This is a genomic window from Flavobacterium sp. I3-2, from assembly GCF_013389595.1.
Taxonomy (GTDB): Bacteria; Bacteroidota; Bacteroidia; order Flavobacteriales; family Flavobacteriaceae; genus Flavobacterium.
In genome coordinates this window covers 354,337-372,012 of the sequence record NZ_CP058306.1, presented here as the reverse complement: position 1 = coordinate 372,012, position 17,676 = coordinate 354,337, and the positions used below count along the sequence as shown (strand labels likewise).

Below are 17,676 nucleotides of genomic sequence, written 5' to 3'. Positions count from 1 at the left end.
AAAAAAAACACTTACAAATGAAAAAAAAACTACTTGTTGTTTTGTTACTAGTTTTAGGTTTTAAAACGATTGCACAAGAACGCAAAGGGCAATTTCGTTTAACCGATGATTCTAAACATCAACTCCTTATTTCATTTGATAATTCTGAACAAATTGATGATGTTATTACTTATCAATTTAATAAAAATCCAGAATTTCAAAACTTCGTTTCTGAAAATAATTTAGAATTTAAAGAAGCTTTTACTTGGGATGAAATCCATTTCAATCAACTTCGACAAGATGCAATTAAATATTCAAATTCAGATGCTTCGGTCACTGTTTTAAAAGGATTTTATTTACTTGAAACAGAATTGCCAAATGATATACTTTATCAATATGCACAAAAATTAGAAGCTTTTAAATTTGTTCGTTATGTCGAATTAAATAACCAAACTCCAATTGTTCCTCCGTCAGTAGATATTCCTCCTGTAACTCCAAATTACGTACAACAGCAAGTTTATATTCAAACAAATCCAGGAGTAAATATGCAATATGCCTGGAATCAAGGTGTTTTGGGTCAGAATGTACGTGTTCGTGATGTTGAATATGGAATGTCTATAACTCACGAAGAATTATCTGCGCCAAAATTTTCAAATGCAAATCCCATAAACGCATTAGTTGATTCGTCTTGGTTAGACCATGGTACAGCTACTGCAGGTGTAGTTGCTGCACATAATGGAACTTATGGAATTACTGGAATGCAACATGGGATTTCTGAATTTAAAGTTTTTCCAGAATATACAACTTCAGGATACAGTAGAGTTAGTGCAGTTAATGCATCTTTACAAGCTTCGTTAGCAGGTGATGTTGTAATATTTGAAATGCAAACTTATGGATTTAATTATACAAATGAAGACCATAAATATGTTGTTGCTGAATATGAAAATTCAATTTGGGATTTAACTAAAGCTATGACAGATGCCGGAATTCATGTAGTTGCTGCTGCTGGAAACGGTAACCAAAATTTAGATTTAATTGGTTATCAAAGTTATATGAATCGTGGAAATTCAGGTGCTGTTATTGTTGGTGCGGGTTCACCTAATACTTTACACGAACGTTTGTATTTTAGTACTTACGGACAACGTGTAGATTTACAAGGTTGGGGATTTGATGTTGTTACTTCAGGTTATGGCGATTATGCTCTTTTAGGTAATGATTCAAATCAATCTTATACGCAATTTAATGGTACGAGTTCTGCAACTCCAATTGTAGCAAGTTGTGTAATTGCTTTGGTTTCACGTGCAAAAGCAACAAATCGAATATTAACACCCAATGAAGCTCGAACTATTTTAAAAGAAACTGGAATTGCGCAAGGAGGAAATACTACAGAAAATATCGGACCAATTCCAAATATGCAAGCTGCTTTACAGTATTTGGATAATTATTTATTATCAACTAATAAAGTAGATGCAATTCCGATGAAGGTATATCCTAATCCAGCGAACAATGAAATATTTATTAGTTTTTCGGATGAGTTTTCTACAAATAACATAGCTATTTACGATACGCTTGGCAGACAAGTTTTTTCAACAACTAATTATCAAAGTGATAATCCAATAGATATTTCTTTTTTAAATAGTGGTATGTATATTTTAAAAATGAAATCAAATCAAGCAGAACAATCTCATAAAATCATAAAGAAATAATATTAAAAAAATTTAAACCATTTCATTTTGAGATGGTTTTTTTATTTGCAATATCTTTGAAATCAAATAAAAATCAGATGTCAAATTTAATATCAAAATTAGAGAATCATTTAAACGAAAAGTCAAGTAACGTTGTTTCTGATGCGGATAGTTTAGATTATTTAGGATGTAGTTTTAAAATCAGTTCGATGTTGTTTTTATATCGAAAAGCCAAAATCACTCCCAAAAAAATAGGTTGTTTTGTAGCAGTTTGGAAAAGAGATGCCGACAGAAAAACCGTTCCTTTTGAATTATCAGATGATTTTAATTTTTATTTGATAGAAGTTGAAGATAATAATAACAAAGGATTTTTTATTTTTCCGAAATCTATTTTGGCAACAAACGGTGTTTTGTCAACAGAAAAAGAAGGAAAGCGCGGATTTAGATTATATCCAACTTGGACAAATCCAGAAAATAAACAAGCCATAAAATCGCAACTTTGGCAAATACCGTTTTTCATAAATCTAAACGAAACAACAGAAAAGCTAAACCAACAAATCCAAAAGATATTTGAATTATATGCTTAATTCTATGTATTTTTAAAGGATAAAAAATCTAGGAGAATGTATCAGCAAATTATAGCGCAGCAAAAAGAAATTCTAAATAAATTAAATAAACAAAAAGCCATGTTAAGCTGGTTGCGTTTGGTTTTATTACTGGTCGCAATTTATTGTTTTTATTTGATGCTTTTTAATCGCGATGGTATTTACGGATATTATGCTTTAGGATTGTTTATTGTTTTTTTGATTGTGGTAAATTTTCATTCAAAAAAGCAAGACCAAGTTATTTATCATCAAACCTTAAAAAAAATTAACGACGACGAAGTTTCTTTTTTAAATGGTCAATTTCATTTTGATGAAGGAAAAGAATTTTTAAATCCGCAACATGCTTTTTCGTACGATTTAGATTTGTTTGGACGCAATTCTATTTTTCAATTTTTGAATCGTACCGGAACATCTTTAGGCAAAAATACATTAGCAAATAGTTTACAGGAAATTCCTACTCAAGAAAAAATTTCGTTAAAACAAAAAGCAATTCAAGAATTAGCTGATAATATTGAATTTCGTCAGCATTTTCAGACTTTAGCAGCCATTGCAAATACTTCAGATAAAGAAACAACGGCAATAAAAAGTTGGACGAAATCTGGAAACGAAAAACCAAATAAAATATTTACAATTTTAGCAATTGCATTACCCAGCTTGTTTGTTTTGTCGTTAATCGCTTCGTTTTTAGAAGTTCATTCTGCTGCAGGAAAGTTAAGTTTGTTTTTCTTTTCGTTGAATTTATTTGCTGTTGGTGCTTTTACAAAATATATTTTTCAAGAGATTGGAAAAGCCGATAAAATTGCAACGAGTTTGCAACAATACGCAAAAATGATTCGTTTTTTTAATGAAACTAATTTCGAATCCGAATATTTAAAACAAATTCAGAATAAATTAAAAAGCGATAAATCAAACGCAAATCAAGCATTAAATGAGCTTTCTAATATTTTCGAAAAATTAAATACCGTTGCAAATCTTTTTATTTTCATTGCCTTTAACGGAACTTTTCAATATCATTTTTGGGTTTATAAAAAACTACAAAATTGGAAGCAGCAACATTTGGTTTTTCTGTGGGATTGGATTGAAATTATCGGACAAATAGAAGCATTAAATAGTTTGGCCAATTTTGCTTATAACAATAAAGAATATTCATATCCGGAAGTTACTTCAGATAAAATTCATTTTGAAAATTTAGGACATCCTTTGTTATCTAAAGAAAAACGTGTTCGAAATTCGATAGATTTTACCAACAAACAATTTGTGATTTTAACCGGAAGTAACATGAGTGGTAAAAGTACTTTTTTACGAACCGTTGGAATTAATTTAGTTTTGAGTTATGTTGGTGCACCAATCGATTGTAAGACAGCACAAGTTTTTCCGTTACCACTTTGGGTTTCTATGCGATTGACAGATTCACTTTCAGATAGCGAATCGTTCTTTTTTGCTGAGGTAAAACGATTGAAGCAAATTGTAACCGAAGCCGAAAAACAGCAAATTTTTGTTTTACTTGACGAGATTTTAAAAGGAACAAATTCAGACGATAAAAAGTCGGGAACTGTTGGTGTTATTGAAAAACTACATCATTTAAATGTTTTAGGAATGATAGCAACGCACGATTTAGAAGTTTGCGAAACCACTAATAAATATCCGCAATCGATGCACAATAAATGTTTTGAAGTTGAAATCATTAACAACGAATTACATTTTGATTACAAGCTTAAAGATGGTGTTTGTCAAAACAAAAATGCCACTTTTATTATGAAGAAAATGGAAATTATTTAAGTCGATTTCAAAATTAGAATTCAATTAGAATTGACTTTAATTCTGAAAATCAATTTCTGAATTTGTTATATTTGTTTTTAAATCAATAAAATATGCAAATACTTGTTGTTGAAGACGATAAACGAATCAGTGATTTTCTTATTAAAGGATTAGAAGAAAACGGATATTTGGTTACTTTATGTAAATCGGCAGAAGACGTTTTACAAGATTTTTTATCTATTCAATGGGATTTGATAATTTGCGATATTATGCTTCCTGGAATTGATGGTATTCAGTTGGTTCAAACCTTACGATTTAAAAAAATATTTGTTCCAATTTTGATGTTGAGCGCATTAAATAGCATTCAAGATAAAGTATCGGCTTTAGATTATGGAGCAGATGATTATATTACAAAACCTTTTCATTTTGATGAATTATTATCTAGAATCAAAGCTTTAACTCGAAGATTAAATTATAAACAAGAAGATGAAATTTCTAAAATTCTGATTTTTAATGCGCTGAAAATCGATTTAAATCAATACAAAGTATTTCTGAATGATGTTGAAGTTGAACTTTCTCCAAGAGAATATAAATTGTTGATTTATTTAATTGAAAATCAGAATAAAACAGTTTCTCGAATTCAAATATTAAATGCCGTTTGGGGCATCAATTTTAATAATCATACCAATGTTGTTGATGTTTACATTTCTTATTTGCGTAATAAATTAGAAATGAAAGATTATAAATTTATTTATACAGTAAAAGGGGTCGGATATATGTTTAAGTAAAAGGTTATGAATCTAAAACATCGTTTATCTTTTTATTCTGTTACAGTTTTTTCGATTGTAATTTTGGTTGCTTCTGCCGCTATTTATTTTTCATTTTATAAAAAGATGGAACATAATGAATTACTTTCACTAAAAAATAAAACTTTATTAGCTGCCATTTATTATTTAGAAGCAGATGAAACGGGCGTTGTAGAACGTGAAACCGTTATTGACCAATTAAGAAAATCGATTTCGCGTTCAAATATTGCCGTTTTTAATGACAAAAATATTTTGGTTCGCGGAGAAATGAATGCGTCAACAGATATTTCTACAAATTTTTTAAATAAAGTTCGCTCGCAACACGAAAGCAATTACATTACAAAAGATTTTTTTTACAATGGATTATTTTATAAGGATAACGAAGGTGATTTTGTGGTCATTACTCGTGAATCTAAATCAGAATTTAATCAACAACTTTTAACTTTATTACAAATTTTGACCATTGTTTTTCTTGTCGGAATTGTGATGGTTTATATTTTTTCGAACTTATTAGGAAAATTTGCTTTTCAACCTTTGACAAATATTATCGACCAAATTAAAGAACGCGATAATGTCAATTTTTCTAAACCTTTGCAAACCAAAGATTCTTATACAGAAATTCAAGATTTAGTTAAAAGTTACAATCATTTTATGGAGCGAATAGACAAAACTTTTATAATTCAAAAGAATTTTATCGATTACGTTTCGCACGAACTTCGCACTCCAATTACCGCGTTGTTATTAACTTTGGAAGTAACGCACAACAAAGACCGTACAAAAGAAGAATACCAACAAGTTTTAAATCAATTGAATCAATATGTTGTTGATTTAGAAGAAACGTTGGATAATATGATGTTGCTTTCAGGCGCGAAAACCAAATTCGAATTTACTAAAATTCATATTGATGAAATTATTTGGCAAGTTATTGAACAAATGATTCTGTATCATAATGCTCAAATCGAAGTAAATATTTTGGTTAAGAATTCTGATTTTTTAATCATAAACGGTAATCCACAGCTTCTTCAATTAGCATTGAATAATATCATTGAAAATGCAATAAAATATTCAGACAATCAACCGATTAAAATTCTTTTTGAAGATAAGAATAATCATTTAGAAATTTCTGTTTTTGATACCGGAATCGGCATTCCACTTGAAGATGTTCCAAATATAACAGCTAACTTTTTCCGTGGTCAAAATACACAGTATTATACTGGAAAAGGAATCGGTTTATCAATGGCAAACATTATTTTTACGTTGCATAATATCCAATTACAATTGAAAAATAATCAACCAAAAGGTACAATTGCCAAACTTTCTTTTCCTAAAAATGATTAATAATTCTAATCGAATTCTAATCTAACTTAAAATTTACCTTAATTTTCAACTTTTACTTTTGAATCAAATGATTTGAAAGTGAAAATGAATATCTTATCAACCCTAGTAATTTCTTGTTTTTGTGTTTTACCATCGCAAGCACAGAATTTTAATTTGCAAGAAATTGAAACTTATTTTTTACAAAATAATTTAAGCTTAATCGCTAAAAAATATCAGATTTCTGAAACTGAAGCTTTGCTTATTCAAGAAAAACTGCTTCCAAATCCATCGTTAGCAATTAGTGAAGTGAATTTATGGAAAAACGGTTCGGCTGAACAACTTCCTTATTTGTTTGGTAAATATGGACAAACGCAACAAATTTCTCTTGAATTGGAACAGTTAATTGAAACAGCAGGCAAACGAAAAAAACGAGTTGCGGTTAAAGAAAACGAAATTAAACAAGTGAATTTTGAGTTCGAAGAATTACTTCGTGAACTTAAAAAAGAGCTTCGATTAACGTATTGGAATTTGTTTCGAATCAGTGAAACGCGTCAACAAACAGAAGCTTTAGTGCAACTTTATCAGCAATTAAATGAACAATACGCACGACAAGCAAATCTGAAAAATATTTCTCAAGCTGATGCTTATCGCGTTCAAACTGCTTTCTTGAATTTACAATCTGAAAACGCCGAATTACTTCAAGAACAGGCTGAACATTTATTGAGGTTGCAGCAATTAACTCAAATTCCGAATTTAAAATTAGAGCAAATTGTTTTTCCGATTATTCCTACAGATTTGTCTCAAAAAATCCCATTAAATTTTTCTGAAACAACGCAACAAAACAACATTTCTTTAATGCTTCAAAACAACCAAATTGATTTGGCTAAAAAGCAATTAGATTTAGAAGAAGCGCAACGTATTCCTGATTTAAATCTGCAAGTAAATTATGACCGTGGAGGTAATATTATGCGTGATTTTGTTGGTGTTGGTGTTCGTTTTGATTTGCCCGTTTTTAATAGAAACAAAGGAAATATTTCTGCTGCCAAAAGCAATATCGAAATGCAAAAAGTAGAAAGAAATGCCATTGAACGTCAAATTGAAAACGATTCTAATTTTGCCATTACTCAGTTGTTTCAATTTGAAAAGTTAATGAAGCAACGTAACGATTTTAGTCAAGAAAATGCGTCTGATTTACTTCAAAATTATTACAAACATTTACAAAATAAACACATCACTTTAATGGAATTTATAGATTTTACTCAAGCACATTTAGAGTCTCAAAAGGCTTATAATCATTGGGTAAATCAATATTTCACAAATTACGAACAGTTACAATATTTAGCAGGAAAAGATTTTTAGATATGAAAAAAATAAGTCGATATATTTTAGTTACAGGTTTTTTTATGACCTTGTTTTCGTGTGCGAAAAACACAAATGAACAAATGACTGTAAGCGATTCAGATTCTCAGAAATTTTGTTTAAATGAACAATTAAAAAAAACTACTCAAATCACTGAAGTTTCTGAACAACCTGTTCAAGAACAAATGACATTTTCTGGTAAAATTGAATATAACGAAAATGATTTGGTTGCTTTTAAAAGCCTTTTAGAAGGTTTTGTTGAAAATGTTTCTTTTGAATTAGGCGATTATGTGAAGCAAGGTCAGGTTTTAGCAACTGTAAAATCATTTCAAATTCAAGAACTAATTCAACAACAAAAAGCATTACAAAGTCAAATTGTTTTTTTAGAGCAAAAGAAAAAATCGCAACAAGAAATGTTACAGGACGGATTACTTGCAGCTCCCGAATTGTTAGAAACGGAACATGAACTTTCTCAAGCTCGATTGGATAAAAATCGAATTCAAGAAAATTTGAATTTATACAAAGCAATTGGTAATGGTATCTTTCAGATTGTTGCTCCCAAAAACGGTTACATTATTCAAAAAAATATCAGTAAAGGTCAAACCTTGACTTCAGATAGCGAACCTTTATTTGCAATTTCAAATCTAAAGCAAGTTTGGGTAATGGTTAATATTTATGCAAGTAATTTAAGATACATAAAAGTTGGCGATGCGGTTAAAGTTAGAACTGTTGCTTATCCTGATGATTTATATCAAGGTAAAATAGATAAAATATATAATGTTTTTGATGATAACGAACACGTTTTAAAAGCAAGAGTTGTTTTAGAAAATCAGGAATTAAATTTAATGCCAGGACTTGGAGCAGATATTATTATTGATAAAAATTTGAGTAATGAAGTTGCTTTCGCTATTCCAAATAAAGCAAAAGTTTTTAATAATAATAAAGAATATGTTGTGGTTTATAAAAACGATTGCGAATTAGAAATTCGTAAAATCAATTCTTTTGCTCAAAATGAAGAGTTTACTTATATCAAAGAAAAATTCGATGCTAACGAAAAAATCGTAACAACAAATGCATTATTAATTTTTGAACAATTAAAACCATAATCAATGAAGAAGTTTGTACAAGCAATAGTTACGTTTTCATTGAAAAATACTTCATTGGTGATGTTTTTGACCTTAGGTTTATTATTTGGTGGAATTTACGCTTTAAAACACACACCTATTGAAGCATTTCCGGATGTAACAAATACCAGAGCCCGAATCATTACGCAATGGCCAGGACGTAGCGCCGAAGAAATGGAGAAGATGATTACGTTACCTATCTCTAAAGAAATGAATGCCATTCCTAAAAAATCTAACATTCGTTCAGTGTCACTTTTTGGATTATCTGTTGTTACTGTTCAGTTCGAAGACGGTGTAGATGATTTTTATGCGCAACAATATGTTTCAAATAAATTAAACGGAATTAGTTTGCCTGAAAACGCTGAAGTTTCAGTTGAACCACCTTCGGGGGCAACAGGAGAGATTTTTAGATATGTAATTAAAAGTGATTTATCGATTAAAGAAGTTACTGCTATTCAAGATTGGATAATTGAACGTGAATTACTTGGTGTTCCTGGAGTTGCCGATGTGATTAGTTTTGGTGGAGAAGAAAAGATATTTGAAATTCAAATTAATCCAACCGAACTTAAAAATTTTGACTTATCACCTTTAGATGTTTATGAAGCTGTTTCTAAATCTAACATCAATGTTGGTGGAGATGTTATTCAACAAGGTGACCAAGCATACGTAGTTCGCGGAGTTGGTTTGTTAGATAAAATCGAGGATATCGAAAATATAACAATTAAGTTAAATGGTTCAACTCCAATTTTAATAAAAAATGTAGCGAATGTTGCTATTTCTAGTAAACCGCGTTTAGGTCAGGTCGGTTACAATGAACATGATGATTTGGTTGAAGGAATTGTGATTATGCTTCGCGGAGAAAATCCTTCTGAAGTTATCGATAGGTTAAAAGAAAAAATAACAGAGCTTAATGAACGAACACTTCCTGAAAATGTTCAGATAGAAACGGTTGTGGACCGAACTAAATTAGTGAACAATACAGTAAATACGGTTTCTAAAAATATAGTTGAAGGCGTTTTGTTAGTTTCTTTAATTGTATTTGTTTTCTTATACAATTGGAAATCGACAGTAATTGTTGCTTCGGTAATTCCGCTTTCGTTTTTATTTGCGATTATTATGCTCAAAATTCAAGGTTTACCAGCTAATTTAATTTCGATGGGAGCTTTAGATTTTGGTCTTTTACTTGAAGGAACTTTGGTAATTGTCGAAACCGTTTTTGTTTCTTTAGCCACGCTTCAGCATAAAGTTGGTCCAGAACGATTTGCCAAAATGAGCAAATTAGGAACGATTAAAAAAAGTGCCGGAAGTGTTGCTTCTTATATATTCTTTGCATTAATTATTTTAATTGTTGCACTGTTACCAATTTTTTCTTTTCAGAAAGTCGAAGGTAAAATGTTTACGCCTTTAGCATTTACTTTAGGATATGCACTTTTGGGTTCGCTTATTTTAAGTTTGACCTATGTACCTGCTATGTGTAAATTGTTGTTCACAAAGAATATTGAAGAGAAAGAAAATTTTATTTCACGTTTTTTTCATAAAACGATTTACGGAATGTTTCAAAAAGCTTTTAAGTATAAAAAAGTTACAGTTGCATTTTTTATAGGTTTGTTAGCATTGTGTACCTTTAAATTTTCTAATTATGGTTCTGAGTTTTTACCACAATTAAACGAAGGGGCGATTTATATTCGAGCTACTTTACCAAATAGTATTAGTTTGCAAGAATCAACAAAATTGACCAAAGAAATGAAAAAAATCATGGTTGATAATTGTAAAGAAATTGATTTTATTTTGACTCAAACTGGTCGTCCAAATGACGGTACCGATCCAACAGGTTTTTTTAATATCGAATTTAATGTACAATTAAAGGATGAGAAAGATTGGAATCGCGCGGTATCAAAAGAAGAAATTATTCAAGAGCTTCGAACGCAATTAAATCATTATCCAGGAATCAATTTTGGATTTAGTCAACCCATTCAAGATAATGTAGAAGAATATGTTGCCGGAGTTAAAAGTTCGTTAGTTATCAAAATTTTTGGAGATGATTTATATGATTTAGAATCTTATGCAAATGACGTTGCTCAATCAATAAAAAAAGTTGAAGGAATTACAGATATTAATGTTTATAAAAATATTGGTTTACCCGAATTACGCATTCAATTGCACGATTCTAAAATGGCTAAATACGGAATTCAAACTGCCGATGTCCAAGCTGTAATCGCAATGACAATTGGTGGGCAAGCCGCAACAAAGTTTTATGAGAATGACCGACAATTTGATGTTGTGTTACGTTTTCAAGAATCCTACCGAAATACACCAGATAAGATTAAAAACATTTTGATTCCAACAAGTAATGGTCAAAATATTCCTTTACAAGAAATAGCAACCATCGGATATCAAACAGGACCAGCTTTTATTTATCGCGAAGGAAATAGTCGTTACATCGGAGTTGGTTTTAGTATCGAAGGTCGTGATTTAGGAAGTACAATTGCTGAAGCTAAAGAAGTTGTTGCAAAAGAAGTTAAACTTCCAAAAGAAAATTATTTAGAATGGGCTGGTGAATTTGAAAGTAAAGAGCGTGCAACAAATCAATTAATGACTGTAATTCCAATTTCTTTGGTTCTGATTTTATTATTGTTGTATAGTAATTTTGGTAATATGAAAGATACTGCAATTGCTTCGATAACTATTCCTTTTGCTTTTATTGGCGGATTTTTATCACTTTGGATGACAGGAACCGTTTTTGGTATTTCTGCAGGAATCGGGTTAATCATACTTTTTGGAGTAAATACCATTAATGCAATTATTTTGATTGCTGTGATGAAAGAATATCTAAAAAAATCTTCTCTAAAACAAGCTATTGAAAAAGGTGTAAGTTCTCGAATTCGTTCCATAGTTATGATTGCTTTGATGGGTTCAATGGGATTATTACCTGCAGCACTTTCGACGAGTATGGGTTCTGAAATTCAAAAACCATTAGCTATTATGATTGTTGGCGGATTATTAATTTGTTTGATTCTTTCATTTACTGTTTTACCAGTTATTTTTTATTTTTCGTATCGCAAGCATAAATCATAATTTTTTATTAATTCAATGTTTTCAAAAGGACAAAAATCAATTTGTCCTTTTTTTTATTTTTTATTTTGATATTAAATAAAAACAAATAACTTTGTAATTCAAAGTAGATTCTTATGAACGAAAAATTTTCTGATGATTTAGCTCACATTCGCTCCATGATGGAACGTTCATCGCGTTTTGTATCTTTAAGTGGTTTATCCGGAATTGGAGCAGGAGTGACGGGTGTTATTGGTGCTTTTTTTGCAAATCAAATTATTGAAAAATCCGGAGGTATAACTAATGGGTATTACAATCATCAAACCGTTTGCGAATTAATAATTGTTGCTTTAATAACTTTAATTGTAGCTTTATTTTTTGGTTCTTTTTTTACGATAAGAAAAAGTAAAAAATTAGGTTTAGCTGTTTGGACTTCAACTACCAAAAAAACCATGATTCAACTTTCAATTCCTTTGTTAGTTGGAGGCGTTTTTTGTTTGGCTTTAATTAAGTATGAATTTTTTGGTTTAATTGCCGGAACTACTTTAATATTTTATGGGCTTGCCCTTTTAAATGCTGAAAAATATGTGTTTTCAGATATTAAATATTTAGGTATGCTAGAAATACTTTTAGGATGTATTTCTTTATTTTGGATTGGAAAAGGTTTGTTGTTTTGGACCATCGGATTTGGTTTTCTTCACATCATTTACGGAATCATTTTGTACAGAAAATACAAATAATGAGTATTATCAGTGGTTTAAATAAAGAGTTTGAAAGTCGTGTTCGACTTGGAATGATGTCGGTTCTAATGGTAAACGAATGGGTTGATTTTACAGAAATGAAAAATCTGCTTCAAGTTACAGACGGAAATTTGGCAAGTCATTCGGCTGCGCTCGAAAAAAATCAATATATCGAAATTAAAAAAGAGTTTGTTGGGAAAAAACCGCGAACTTCTTACAAAATAACAGAAATTGGAAAACGTGCATTTCAAGAGCATTTAAATTTTCTTGAAAAAATGATGAGGCAATAAATTGTCTTATTTTTTTACTTTTAAACTTTGAAACACAAAGTACTTTTAAATAAATAATTATGAAAAAACATCTATTAATTTTCTTAAGCACATTGGTTTTTGTGGTGCTTTTTTACAATCAAGATTTAGGTTTAAATCTATCGATTTTTGCTATCTTTTTAATGGTTTTCAATTTTGTTCAAAAACCCGAAATGCTAAAAGATAAGCGAGCGTTATTTTTAGCTACAACCGTTTTACTGTGTTCGTTATCAAATGCATGGCTAGCTAGTTTTGTGACTTTTTTGGCAGTAATGGTTTCTTCATTCGTATTTCGATTATATTGCGAAAATCAAAAGTTGAGATTAATCATGCAATCCATAATTTTTGCTTCGAACTGGTTTGCTTATGTGGTTCAGTTTTTTCAATTCAATACTTGGTTTGAAACTAAAAAATCAGATAAAGAAAAACTGTTTATGAAAATCTTCTCGTACGTTGTTTTACCATTTTTAATTTTGGGTGTTTTCTTTGCTTTGTACGTTTCTACAAGCGACACTTTATTAGCTTGGTATCAACGTTTTGAATTGGATATTAATTTCTTTATCATTTTCGTGACGATTTTTGGATTTTATATTTCGTTTGTTTTTTGGAATGCCAAAATTTATGAAGTTTTTGTAACCTTAAACCGTTCGTTAAAAACAAATTTTACTGAAGATGCAAAAAAGAATCAAAAACCAACTTTCGATTTTCTTCCTTTAGAGTTCGAAATGCGAAGCGGCATCATCACCTTATTTTGTTTAAACTTGATGTTGCTGTTTTTTATCGTAGTTTTTAATGTTGAACATATTCAAAATCCTGCGATAAATCTAGGAGATTTTAGCAATAGAATTCACGAACAAATCTATTCGATTATCGGTTCGATTGTTTTAGCGATGTTGGTGATTTTATTTTTCTTTAAAGATGCTTTAAACTTTATTCAGAATAATAAATACTTGGTACTTGGTGCAAAATGTTGGGTGATTTTAAATGCAGTTTTGGTAGCTTCTGCGGTTTATCAAAATACAATTTACGTAACCAATCTTGGATTGACTTACAAAAGATTGGGTGTTTATATGTTTTTGATTCTTTGTTTTTATGGATTGCATTTTACTTTTAAGAAAATCCAAAATCAAAAAACGAATTTTTATTTGGTTGATAAAATGACTTGGGGATTTTTCTACACTTTGGTTTTTTGTTCTCTTTTTAATTGGGGAAGTTTCATCACCTATTATAATTTAACTTTAAGTGAAACCGATTTTGAATATTTAGAATATGATTTGGATGGAAACGAAAAAGAATTGCTTGAATATTACAAAACGAAAAATTTAGAAATTCCCGAATATTTAATTAATAGAGTGAATAGACAAAAAGAAAAATCATTTTTATCTTCTCAATTGTATTATCAAACCGTAGATTTAAATCCATAAAAAAATCCGAGCAATGTCTCGGATTTTCGTTTTATTTTCTTGGAGTTCTACGTTCGTTTCGTAAAGGTCTTTCGTTTTCCGTAGATTTTCTTTCGTTTCTGATTGGACGTTCGTTTCTCAACTCAGTTCTATTTCTGTTCGAAGATTTATCACGAGTTGGCGGTGGTGTAACACGACTAGCTCTCAATGGAGCTTTAGGTAAACTAGCTTCTTCTGTTTTACTAGAATCGCCAATTAATCGATTTAGTTCATTCATTTCGGCTGAGGTAATTTCTCTGTATTTTCCAACAGCAACATCTAAAGAAATATTTATAATTTTAACGCGTTTTAAAGCAACAACTTCATAACCTAAATATTCAGTCATTCTACGAATTTGTCTGTTTAAACCTTGAGTTAAAAAAATTCTGAAAACAGTTCGACTGATTTTTTCTACACGACATTTTTTAGTAATCGTATCCAAAATCGGAACACCATTTCCCATTCGCGTGATAAATCGGTCGGTAATTGGTTTATCAACCGTTACTATATATTCTTTCTCGTGATTGTTTCTTGCGCGTAAAATTTTGTTTACAATATCGCCATCGTTAGTCATTATAATAAGTCCTTCCGAATCTTTATCTAATCTTCCGACAGGAAAAATACGTTTCGGATAATTGATGTAATCCACAATGTTATTTCTCACTTCTTGATTTGTAGTGCATTCAATTCCTACAGGTTTATTAAAAGCTAAATAAATTGGCTCGTCAAGATTTGCATTGATTGATTTGCCGTCAACACAAACTTCATCTGTTGGTGCGACTTTGGTTCCCATCTCTGGTACAATACCATTTATGGTAACTCTGCCTTCATCAATCAATTTATCTGCCTCACGACGCGAGCAAAAGCCGGCTTCTGATAAAAATTTGTTTAATCTTGTTAATTGTTCTTCCATATTGCAAAATTACACTTTTTATACAGATTATTCACTTTCTAAAAAAGAAACTGCCTGTTTATAAACTTGATTATGAACCAACGCATGACCTAAGTTTTCGGTACTTATAAATTTTACATGCGGATTTTTATTTACAATTTGAACAGCATCGTTATATGGAACGATGGCATCATCTTTATCATGAATAATTAATAAAGGTTTATTTATCTTTTCTACAAAAATTTCAGAATTGAAATATGTAGTGTCAATATTAAATTTCTTTACAAAAATATTTAAATATGAACGATAGGTTCTGTTATTTAATGAAAGTAAACTTTTGTAATTTCTGGTGATGCGATGAAAAATATTCGGACTACCTAAACCAATAATCTTTTTCACAAACGGAAATTGATATTTTGATTGTGCATAAAACATGGTCATTCCGCCAAGTGAATGTCCAATTAAAAAGGTTGGTTTGTATTTTTGGCAAACTTCGTTAATAAATTCTGCATATAAAACGGCATTGAATTCTTTACCTGAACTCATACCTTGACCAGGCGCATCTAAACTAACAATGTTATATTTTTTCTTTTTTAAATATTGAATCATTCCTTGCCAACGGCTTGAGTTACTTTCCCAACCATGAATTAATAAAACGGTTTCTTTGTTTCCTTGCCAATGATAAGTTTGTATTTGATGCTCTTTATATATAAGAGTAGTATGTTGTGAATTTTGAAGAAAATCTGAAAAAGCATTTAATTTGCCTTCTCTAGGATTTGAAAATATTTTATAAGCAATTTTTCCAGCTTTTTCTGGATTGAATAAAGAAATTCCGTTAACTATCATTCCAAAAGATTTGGTCATTAGCCAATATTTGATGTTCGAAAATTTACTCATGCTATTCATATTAAGTAGTAAAAATAGTTTTTTTTGACGATGAAACAGCAATTTTTATACCTAAAGATTTTATTTCAAAATAATTTTTTAAATAAAAAAAAAACAATATTCACATAATAAGATTTAGTTGTAGTACGTTATATATTAGCTAATGTGTAAAGCAAGAGGTTAAAAAGTGTTAAATGTTTATTTAAAGAATTGAATTGTTAGTTACCTTCTTTTTTTTAAATCATTTTTTTACATTTTTTTAGAATCGACATTAATATTTAACCTGAGTTTTTTGTGTAATTCTTTGGTTTTCTATATGTTAATAAATTTTTATCTTAACTGTTTTTTGAGGTTAGTTGCTGATAAATTAATAAATTTAAAATAAATTTTTTATTGATTCGTCTGTATAGTAATGTCTTCTTTAAATAATTAAAGCTTTGTTAACACGTTAGTTGGTAATATATTTTTTAGTAATTTTGAATAATTCTAAAGAAGTTTTGTTGTAAATCCCTTTTGACTCTCTAGAAAAATTTATTTTTAAAGAGATTAAATATTTAACTACTTGATTTATAAATTGTTTATTTTGATGAATTAATTTTAAAATTCGATGTTTAAATAATTGTAAATAAATTAAATATTTTAAAGAAAGGTGTTTTTGTTTCAGTATTGATAATTAACCTTTTATATTGTTGAGAATTTTTTTGTAAATTAAGCGAATGTAAAAAAAAGTTTGAGAATAAGTTAATTGTGTTAAATGAGTAATTGAAATGGTTATTTTTATTTTTTTATTTCATCTAAAAAACTAAATTTGCGTTCTCCTGATTAAAACATATCAACAAACAAGCAGGAATAAAAATTGAATAATAATAATTGAGTAAACATTAAATTTTAAAAAGATGACAAACTTAGCAAATGAATCAGTTGAAAAACAAGCGTCTAGTTCAGGATTATCTAACATTTTTGCAGCTATCGCTGTAATTATATGTTTAGGTTTCGGATACATCATGTGGGCATTTGTATTAGGAGCTGGAAGTAACTTCGTAGAAGGTAACAATCAATTAGATCCATTACCAGGAAACTTAATGGGAATGATGTACAAAGGAGGTTACGTTATTGCTGTATTAATTGGTTTATTAACAACAACAGTAGTATTTGGAATCGAAAGATTTATCGTTATTACTAAAGCTGGTGGAAGCGGTGACAACAAAGCATTTGTTGGAAAAATTCAAACTTTAGTTGCTTCGAATCAAATCAATGAAGCTATCGAATTATGTGATACACAAAAAGGTTCAGTTGCAAACGTTGTAAAATCTGCCTTAGTTAAATTTAAAGAAGTTAAAGCTGAAGGTTTTGATGCTGACAAAGCAACAGAGACAATTCAAAAAGAAATTGAAGAAGCTACAGTATTAGAAATGCCAATGTTAGAGAAAAATATGATTGTATTAGCAACATTAGTTTCTACAGGTACGTTAATTGGTTTATTAGGAACAGTAACAGGGATGATTAAAGCATTCTCGGCTTTATCAACTTCTGGTTCTCCTGATTCATCTGCATTAGCAACTGGTATTTCTGAAGCGTTAATGAATACTGCTACAGGTATTGGTACTTCTACTTTAGCAATTATTTTCTATAATGCATTTACTACTAAAATTGATAAATTAACTCATTTCATTGACGAAGCTGGATTTGCTATTACGCAATCTTACAGAAGAAACAACCGTTAAT

The 17,676-nt window shown here is 29.7% G+C and carries 14 protein-coding genes; 12 read left to right on the top strand and 2 right to left on the bottom strand.

Annotated elements, in window-relative coordinates; translation table 11 throughout:
- Positions 1-17 precede the first annotated feature (17 nt).
- The 11 genes from HW119_RS01795 (at position 18) to HW119_RS01745 (ending at position 14,156) form a co-directional block, all read left to right on the top strand.
- Positions 18-1,685 (top strand): T9SS type A sorting domain-containing protein, encoded by a 1,668-nt coding sequence (locus tag HW119_RS01795; RefSeq protein WP_177760990.1) that lies wholly within the window; start codon positions 18-20, stop codon positions 1,683-1,685.
- 77 nt (positions 1,686-1,762) lie between these two features.
- Positions 1,763-2,251 carry a MepB family protein gene (locus tag HW119_RS01790; RefSeq protein ID WP_177760989.1) on the top strand — a complete coding sequence of 163 codons (489 nt, stop codon included), beginning with the start codon at positions 1,763-1,765 and terminating at the stop codon, positions 2,249-2,251.
- 36 nt (positions 2,252-2,287) lie between these two features.
- Positions 2,288-4,048: a MutS-related protein gene (locus tag HW119_RS01785; protein WP_177760988.1), complete on the top strand. Its 1,761-nt coding sequence runs from the start codon at positions 2,288-2,290 to the stop codon at positions 4,046-4,048.
- A gap of 92 nt (positions 4,049-4,140) precedes the next feature.
- Positions 4,141-4,815 (top strand): response regulator transcription factor, encoded by a 675-nt coding sequence (locus HW119_RS01780; RefSeq protein WP_177760987.1) that lies wholly within the window; start codon positions 4,141-4,143, stop codon positions 4,813-4,815.
- 6 nt (positions 4,816-4,821) lie between these two features.
- Positions 4,822-6,171, top strand: coding sequence for a sensor histidine kinase (locus tag HW119_RS01775; RefSeq protein WP_177760986.1), 1,350 nt, complete (start codon positions 4,822-4,824; stop codon positions 6,169-6,171).
- Between the two features lie 84 nt (positions 6,172-6,255).
- The gene (locus tag HW119_RS01770; protein WP_255498075.1) at positions 6,256-7,509 is read left to right on the top strand and encodes a TolC family protein; all 1,254 of its coding nucleotides are present in this window, start codon (positions 6,256-6,258) and stop codon (positions 7,507-7,509) included.
- A gap of 2 nt (positions 7,510-7,511) precedes the next feature.
- Positions 7,512-8,615 carry an efflux RND transporter periplasmic adaptor subunit gene (locus tag HW119_RS01765; RefSeq protein ID WP_177760984.1) on the top strand — a complete coding sequence of 368 codons (1,104 nt, stop codon included), beginning with the start codon at positions 7,512-7,514 and terminating at the stop codon, positions 8,613-8,615.
- 3 nt (positions 8,616-8,618) lie between these two features.
- Positions 8,619-11,708 carry an efflux RND transporter permease subunit gene (locus HW119_RS01760; RefSeq protein WP_177760983.1) on the top strand — a complete coding sequence of 1,030 codons (3,090 nt, stop codon included), beginning with the start codon at positions 8,619-8,621 and terminating at the stop codon, positions 11,706-11,708.
- Positions 11,709-11,821: 113 nt separating this feature from the next.
- On the top strand, positions 11,822-12,424 hold the full coding sequence (locus HW119_RS01755) for a hypothetical protein (protein WP_177760982.1): 603 nt from the start codon (positions 11,822-11,824) through the stop codon (positions 12,422-12,424).
- Entirely contained in the window at positions 12,424-12,714 is a 291-nt protein-coding gene (locus HW119_RS01750) for a winged helix-turn-helix domain-containing protein (RefSeq protein WP_177760981.1), read from the top strand. Before HW119_RS01755 ends, HW119_RS01750 begins: the two co-directional genes overlap by 1 nt.
- A 59-nt stretch (positions 12,715-12,773) precedes the next feature.
- Positions 12,774-14,156: a DUF4153 domain-containing protein gene (locus HW119_RS01745; protein WP_177760980.1), complete on the top strand. Its 1,383-nt coding sequence runs from the start codon at positions 12,774-12,776 to the stop codon at positions 14,154-14,156.
- Positions 14,157-14,187: 31 nt separating this feature from the next.
- Here HW119_RS01745 and rluF read toward each other — a convergent pair whose 3' ends face one another.
- Both rluF and HW119_RS01735 read right to left on the bottom strand, forming a co-directional pair.
- Positions 14,188-15,087 carry a 23S rRNA pseudouridine(2604) synthase RluF gene (rluF, locus tag HW119_RS01740; protein ID WP_177760979.1) on the bottom strand — a complete coding sequence of 300 codons (900 nt, stop codon included), beginning with the start codon at positions 15,085-15,087 and terminating at the stop codon, positions 14,188-14,190.
- A 27-nt stretch (positions 15,088-15,114) separates the two neighbouring features.
- The gene (locus HW119_RS01735) at positions 15,115-15,963 is read right to left on the bottom strand and encodes an alpha/beta hydrolase (protein WP_177760978.1); all 849 of its coding nucleotides are present in this window, start codon (positions 15,961-15,963) and stop codon (positions 15,115-15,117) included.
- Between the two features lie 884 nt (positions 15,964-16,847).
- On the opposite strand from HW119_RS01735, the gene HW119_RS01730 reads away from it, so the two are divergent.
- The gene (locus tag HW119_RS01730) at positions 16,848-17,675 is read left to right on the top strand and encodes a MotA/TolQ/ExbB proton channel family protein (protein ID WP_177760977.1); all 828 of its coding nucleotides are present in this window, start codon (positions 16,848-16,850) and stop codon (positions 17,673-17,675) included.
- Position 17,676 lies beyond the last annotated feature (1 nt).

Bases quoted from the DNA above. Each gene is read 5' to 3' on its own strand.
- HW119_RS01750 (WP_177760981.1), top strand. From the start codon at position 12,424: ATGAGTATTATCAGTGGTTTAAATAAAGAGTTTGAAAGTCGTGTTCGA.
- HW119_RS01780 (WP_177760987.1), top strand. From the start codon at position 4,141: ATGCAAATACTTGTTGTTGAAGACGATAAACGAATCAGTGATTTTCTT.
- HW119_RS01745 (WP_177760980.1), top strand. From the start codon at position 12,774: ATGAAAAAACATCTATTAATTTTCTTAAGCACATTGGTTTTTGTGGTG.
- HW119_RS01765 (WP_177760984.1), top strand. From the start codon at position 7,512: ATGAAAAAAATAAGTCGATATATTTTAGTTACAGGTTTTTTTATGACC.
- HW119_RS01775 (WP_177760986.1), top strand. From the start codon at position 4,822: ATGAATCTAAAACATCGTTTATCTTTTTATTCTGTTACAGTTTTTTCG.
- HW119_RS01730 (WP_177760977.1), top strand. From the start codon at position 16,848: ATGACAAACTTAGCAAATGAATCAGTTGAAAAACAAGCGTCTAGTTCA.
- rluF (WP_177760979.1), bottom strand. From the start codon at position 15,087: ATGGAAGAACAATTAACAAGATTAAACAAATTTTTATCAGAAGCCGGC.
- HW119_RS01735 (WP_177760978.1), bottom strand. From the start codon at position 15,963: ATGAGTAAATTTTCGAACATCAAATATTGGCTAATGACCAAATCTTTT.
- HW119_RS01785 (WP_177760988.1), top strand. From the start codon at position 2,288: ATGTATCAGCAAATTATAGCGCAGCAAAAAGAAATTCTAAATAAATTA.
- HW119_RS01755 (WP_177760982.1), top strand. From the start codon at position 11,822: ATGAACGAAAAATTTTCTGATGATTTAGCTCACATTCGCTCCATGATG.
- HW119_RS01770 (WP_255498075.1), top strand. From the start codon at position 6,256: ATGAATATCTTATCAACCCTAGTAATTTCTTGTTTTTGTGTTTTACCA.
- HW119_RS01760 (WP_177760983.1), top strand. From the start codon at position 8,619: ATGAAGAAGTTTGTACAAGCAATAGTTACGTTTTCATTGAAAAATACT.
- HW119_RS01795 (WP_177760990.1), top strand. From the start codon at position 18: ATGAAAAAAAAACTACTTGTTGTTTTGTTACTAGTTTTAGGTTTTAAA.
- HW119_RS01790 (WP_177760989.1), top strand. From the start codon at position 1,763: ATGTCAAATTTAATATCAAAATTAGAGAATCATTTAAACGAAAAGTCA.